6 protein-coding genes are annotated in these 4,410 nt (G+C 56.1%); 1 reads left to right on the forward strand and 5 read right to left on the reverse strand.

Annotated elements, in window-relative coordinates:
• From RMSM_RS43135 to RMSM_RS37560, 3 genes are all read right to left on the reverse strand, one after another.
• On the reverse strand, positions 1-217 hold a 217-nt coding region (locus RMSM_RS43135), incomplete at its 3' end, for a hypothetical protein (protein ID WP_008706692.1).
• A complete protein-coding gene (locus RMSM_RS30680; protein WP_008706694.1) occupies positions 195-1,070 on the reverse strand; it encodes a cysteine peptidase family C39 domain-containing protein in 876 nt (291 codons plus the stop codon). The genes RMSM_RS30680 and RMSM_RS43135, both read right to left, overlap by 23 nt.
• 291 nt (positions 1,071-1,361) lie before the next feature.
• Positions 1,362-1,784 (reverse strand): Hpt domain-containing protein, encoded by a 423-nt coding sequence (locus RMSM_RS37560; RefSeq protein WP_144058084.1) that lies wholly within the window; start codon positions 1,782-1,784, stop codon positions 1,362-1,364.
• Between the two features lie 396 nt (positions 1,785-2,180).
• Here RMSM_RS37560 and RMSM_RS30695 point away from each other — a divergent pair, with 396 nt between their 5' ends.
• Positions 2,181-3,449 carry an amidohydrolase family protein gene (locus RMSM_RS30695; protein ID WP_008706698.1) on the forward strand — a complete coding sequence of 423 codons (1,269 nt, stop codon included), beginning with the start codon at positions 2,181-2,183 and terminating at the stop codon, positions 3,447-3,449.
• Here RMSM_RS30695 and RMSM_RS37565 read toward each other — a convergent pair.
• Positions 3,416-3,976 carry a hypothetical protein gene (locus RMSM_RS37565; RefSeq protein WP_052031883.1) on the reverse strand — a complete coding sequence of 187 codons (561 nt, stop codon included), beginning with the start codon at positions 3,974-3,976 and terminating at the stop codon, positions 3,416-3,418. The genes RMSM_RS30695 and RMSM_RS37565 overlap by 34 nt on opposite strands.
• Before the next feature lie 106 nt (positions 3,977-4,082).
• Positions 4,083-4,410: aldo/keto reductase (locus RMSM_RS30705; protein ID WP_081614394.1), on the reverse strand; the 328-nt coding region annotated here is incomplete at its 5' end.

Consider the following 4,410-nt stretch of genomic DNA (forward strand, 5'->3'; position numbering starts at 1 on the left):
CTTCCACATTGGCGAACAACAACACCGACGTCGGAGACGTCGGGCGACGCAAATTCACCTCACCGTCGGGGAGGCCAGCTTCGGCGGTAGCCGGGTCACCGGTGGGGTTTGTTGCGTTAGCGATAGACGGTGCAAGCGAGATTTCATCATCCAGCGTCCGCCTCTCCGCCTCTCCCCCTCCAACTCGCTTCTCCTCACTCGCGAAATCGGATTGCATTACCGTGCCACAGCACTTCGAGATCGGCACGCGTCCAAATTTCGGCACCCACTGATGGATCGGCGATCACAAACCCACCACGCGAATTTTTGCCTAAGATCACCACGCTATGCCCCAATCCTGGGATCCAGCCCCATTGGTCGGCGTAGCGTGGATCATCGACTCCGGTGATGGGCAATTCGACCATGATCAACACAGGCCATCGGTTGTCAGCCTCGAGTTGATCCAAGCTGAGCGTCATCGCTTGGACGTCCCGGTGATGACGATTCGCCATCCATTTCACACCGCGAAACAACCCCAGTGTCGGCGTGCCACTGTCGTCGGTCAAACACAACGGGATCAGTTCCTTTTCGCTCGCCTCGATACCGCCAGCCCGCAGGAACGTGGCTGCCGCGCAAGGACTGCAGGTCGCCCACGAAGTTTGCAGCGTGATCCCGCGAAACACCTCGTCGCCCCCTTCGGGCGGTGGACGCAACCAGACCCCCACAAACGGCCACAACACCGTCGCGACCGACGCAAAACCAAGCGACATCGCCAGCAGAGATTGACGCCAATGAGGCGTGTTCGGCAACCGATACACAATCCCCGCCGCCATCGCTGCAAGCAGCGGAGTGAAGTTCGACCAAACGATCACCGCGGAGTCATCGATCCACTTGGCCCAATACAGTCGCCCTGCCGAATAGAACAGAAACGCAAACATGCAGGTGACAACGATTGCCAACATCAACACCACACCTTGCCCCTGCTGATCCGTGTTGGTGTTTTTCCGTGGTGCAAACAAAATCGCCGTGAGAATGCCGACCGCCAACGACAGGCTCATCATGACCAGAATCGCCTGAAAAAGATCGTCCATAAATACAGTTGAACCGCAGTGGGAACCGAGCTGAGGGAATGGTGGGAGATACGTGGGGCAGCAAGATGTGGTTCGAGAGGGAGCGGCGAAATACACCTCTCGTTCCTAGCGGGTCGTTCTTAACGGGCCGATCTTAGCGAGTGCCTACACGATTGCGTAGCACCAAAAGAAATGAAACTCGCTTGTCGTCTGCCGCCACAAACCGCGACGACGGGTTCGAAACAAAATGCCAACAACCATCGATGTCAAGCGACACACAATCGCAACGCTCGCCCAGTCGTTTTGGGACCTTTAATCGAGCAAACGCTTGCAATTCGATCTCAGATTTTCCACCGCGTCGATACAGCTCCGAGAGAGACGATGAATTTCGTGTGAATTTTCTTCTTTCAATGCGGTCATCAGCTCGCTAATCAACAATCCGCATCCTCGCTCGTCAAAGGTAACCACCAACCCTTTTAAAGCGTGCGCATCGCGATAGGCTTCGCCAAAATCGCCCGACTCGATTGCGTTCTGAACGCCGTCGACCAACGGCGGCACATCGTCGACCAAGATGGCAGCGAGCTCGCGCAACAACTCTTCATCGCCGCCGAGCCGACCGAGCGCTTCGGCAAAAACGGATGGATTGAATGAATTCAGTTGCGCAGGAACGTTACGTTGAGTGCGACGACCGCCTGCGGATGTTTGCTTTTGAACCATATTGGATCGAACTTTCACGAAAGTTTCCCTATCAAATTCACTCGACCGGTGTCTCTGCCTATGGCGGACTTCTTCGGCAAGGATCGGTGTTCACAAATGTGCCCCAGCCATGTGACCTCATTGAGGTGCGCGGCGACGAGCCGAAAAGGGATATACTGAGTCACCGCTCACCACAAAACATTCCAGACGTACCGAAACAGCATATCCCGTTCCATTTCCGACATTTCCTCGGCTCGATCGAGTCCACTCCAACGGCATTTCAAGACCGATCCCAGCGGTTGGTTCGAAGACGAATCAACAATTGGACACCTGGAAAATCCCCATCAAAGACGACTTCGCGGCTTTGAAAATCCTCTTTTTCGGCGGGCGGTCAGCCAAATTGCACGACGATCAAACAACCCTTTAGCGAACAGCATGACCTTACTTACCGGGCGACTACTCGTTGCCGATCCCAACAACCAACAAATGACGCTGCGGTCAGGCTCCGTCCGAATCCGAGGAGAGCAAATCACGGACGTCGTCCTAGATGATGATCTCGGCGACGATCACGATGCCGACATCCGTGCCAATCGATTCCGCCCGCTACTCCCTGGCGAGCAGATCATCAGCCCCGGTTTCACCGATGCTCATCTGCATCTGTCTCAGTTTGGTATCATCGGAGCCCATGGGTTGCCGCTGCTGCGATGGCTCGACCAAGTCACGTTTCCAGCGGAGCGTGCGTGGCAGGATGTTCATTTTGCACGTGAGACGACTCGTTCGGTGCTGACCCAATTGTTGTCATTCGGAACCACCAGCTTCTGTGGCTACACGACGGTCCATCACGAATCGGCCATGGCCGCATTGACGGTGGCGAAGCAGATGGGTTTCCGAGGCATGATTGGTCAAGTGTTGATGGACCGCAACGCTCCGCCGGAACTCTGCCGCGAAACCCACCAATTAATTGACGAGGCCGCCAAGTCACTCGAATGCTTTCCATCCACCGCAGAGATGGCAGCCGCCATAACGCCGCGATTCGCGATCACGTGTTCGCCACAACTGTTGGAATCCGCCGGTACGTTGGCCGATCAACATCACGCTGCGATTCAAACTCATTTGGCGGAAACCCAGCAAGAATGTGCTCGTGTTGCTGAACTCTTTGATTCCGCTCGCTACGTCGACGTTTATCGACAAGCCAAGCTGTTGACGCCGCGGACGATTCTGGGCCATGGAGTGCACTTGAACCCGCGCGATCGCGAAACCCTCGCGACGCATCGTGCGGTCATCGCTCATTGCCCGACAGCCAATGATTTCCTTGGCTCGGGACGGATGGATCGTCAAGCTCTCGACGAGGCGAAGGTCAACGTGGTGCTAGGCAGCGATATCGGCGCAGGTTTCAGCCGCAGCATGGTGAGCGTAGCTCGCGCGGGAATCGAAACGGCGGCATCGCTTGGCAATACGCCTCCGACGGCTGCATCCGCTTGGTACGACATCACTGCCGGAGCCGCAAATGTATTGGGCTGGGACAACGTCGGCCAACTTCGCAAAGGAAACCGCGCCGATATGGTCGTGATCCAACCTGACTTTACCACTCAAATGCAAGGATGTGATTCGATTATCGATCCCTTGTCGCAACTGATGTTCGCTTGGGATGATCGCTGGATCAAACAAACTTACCTGCGCGGCCAGTCAGTTTGGGGCGGATAGCCGGAACGATAACGATTCGGAGCGTGGGGAATATCCCCTTGGTCGCCAATTCCGTCGTGCCCATTTCCATGTTTTCGATTGCCCGGCCGCCCCAATCCGTCGCCGCCGAATCCGGGACCACCTGCACCATCAAATGCGCCAACTCCGTTGCCATAAGGAAGTCCGTAACCATAGGGCGTGATGTTCAGCCCAGCAAAGGGTGCACCCCAAGCAGCGTAGGGGACGCTGTACGGCCGAAACGGTCGTTGCCACTCGCCATACGGACGAACCGGGTCACCCCAAGTCTCAACCCGGTGGTAATTATCCGAGGATTGAGCGTAGTTCAAACGGCTGCGGACGTGCGTGTAACCGCTAGTTCTAAAATTTGCGACCTCGGCAACGGCAGGCGTCGCCGGAGGCTGGAACTGTTCCACCCGCTGTGCTGTGACCGGATCATGCGAGAATTTACCCGGCAGAGTCAACCAATCGGCTGCACCACACTGACTCGCAATCACGAGATTCATCAGGATCATGATGACGTTCTTCATGAACGCCAAAATAGTTCACGTTTTTGCGAGGCGAGATAAAAAACGATTGAGGGCAGGGAATTTGTGCAACCGCCTCGCCTCATAACACGTTTCACCCGCGGAATCGCTACAACCGTCGCAACCCATCTTCGGTCATCGGGGTAGGGATCTCTGCGTCGACTTGGTCGATGCGGGCCAATGTTTCGGCGTCCAATACCAAATCGCGTGCTGCCAACGATTCGAGTAATTGGTCGGTGCTGGTCGCTCCGATGATGGTCGAAGCAACAAAGTCGTGCTGGCGGCTCCATGCGACCGCCAGTGCCGTGACGGTGGTGCCAATCGAACTGGCGATTTCCTGCATTCGCCGGGTGGTTTCGATCGTACGTTCGTTGACAAATCGCTCCGCCATTTTGCGTTGCCTGTCCTCACCCTTGAGCAGGTAGTCGGTAAAGCGA

The organism is Rhodopirellula maiorica SM1 (assembly GCF_000346295.1).
Taxonomy (GTDB): domain Bacteria; phylum Planctomycetota; class Planctomycetia; order Pirellulales; family Pirellulaceae; genus Novipirellula; species Novipirellula maiorica.

Excerpts from the sequence above, each read along its gene's own strand:
- RMSM_RS30680 (WP_008706694.1), bottom strand. The coding sequence starts at position 1,070 with ATGGACGATCTTTTTCAGGCGATTCTGGTCATGATGAGCCTGTCGTTG.
- RMSM_RS37565 (WP_052031883.1), bottom strand. The coding sequence starts at position 3,976 with ATGAAGAACGTCATCATGATCCTGATGAATCTCGTGATTGCGAGTCAG.
- RMSM_RS30695 (WP_008706698.1), top strand. The coding sequence starts at position 2,181 with ATGACCTTACTTACCGGGCGACTACTCGTTGCCGATCCCAACAACCAA.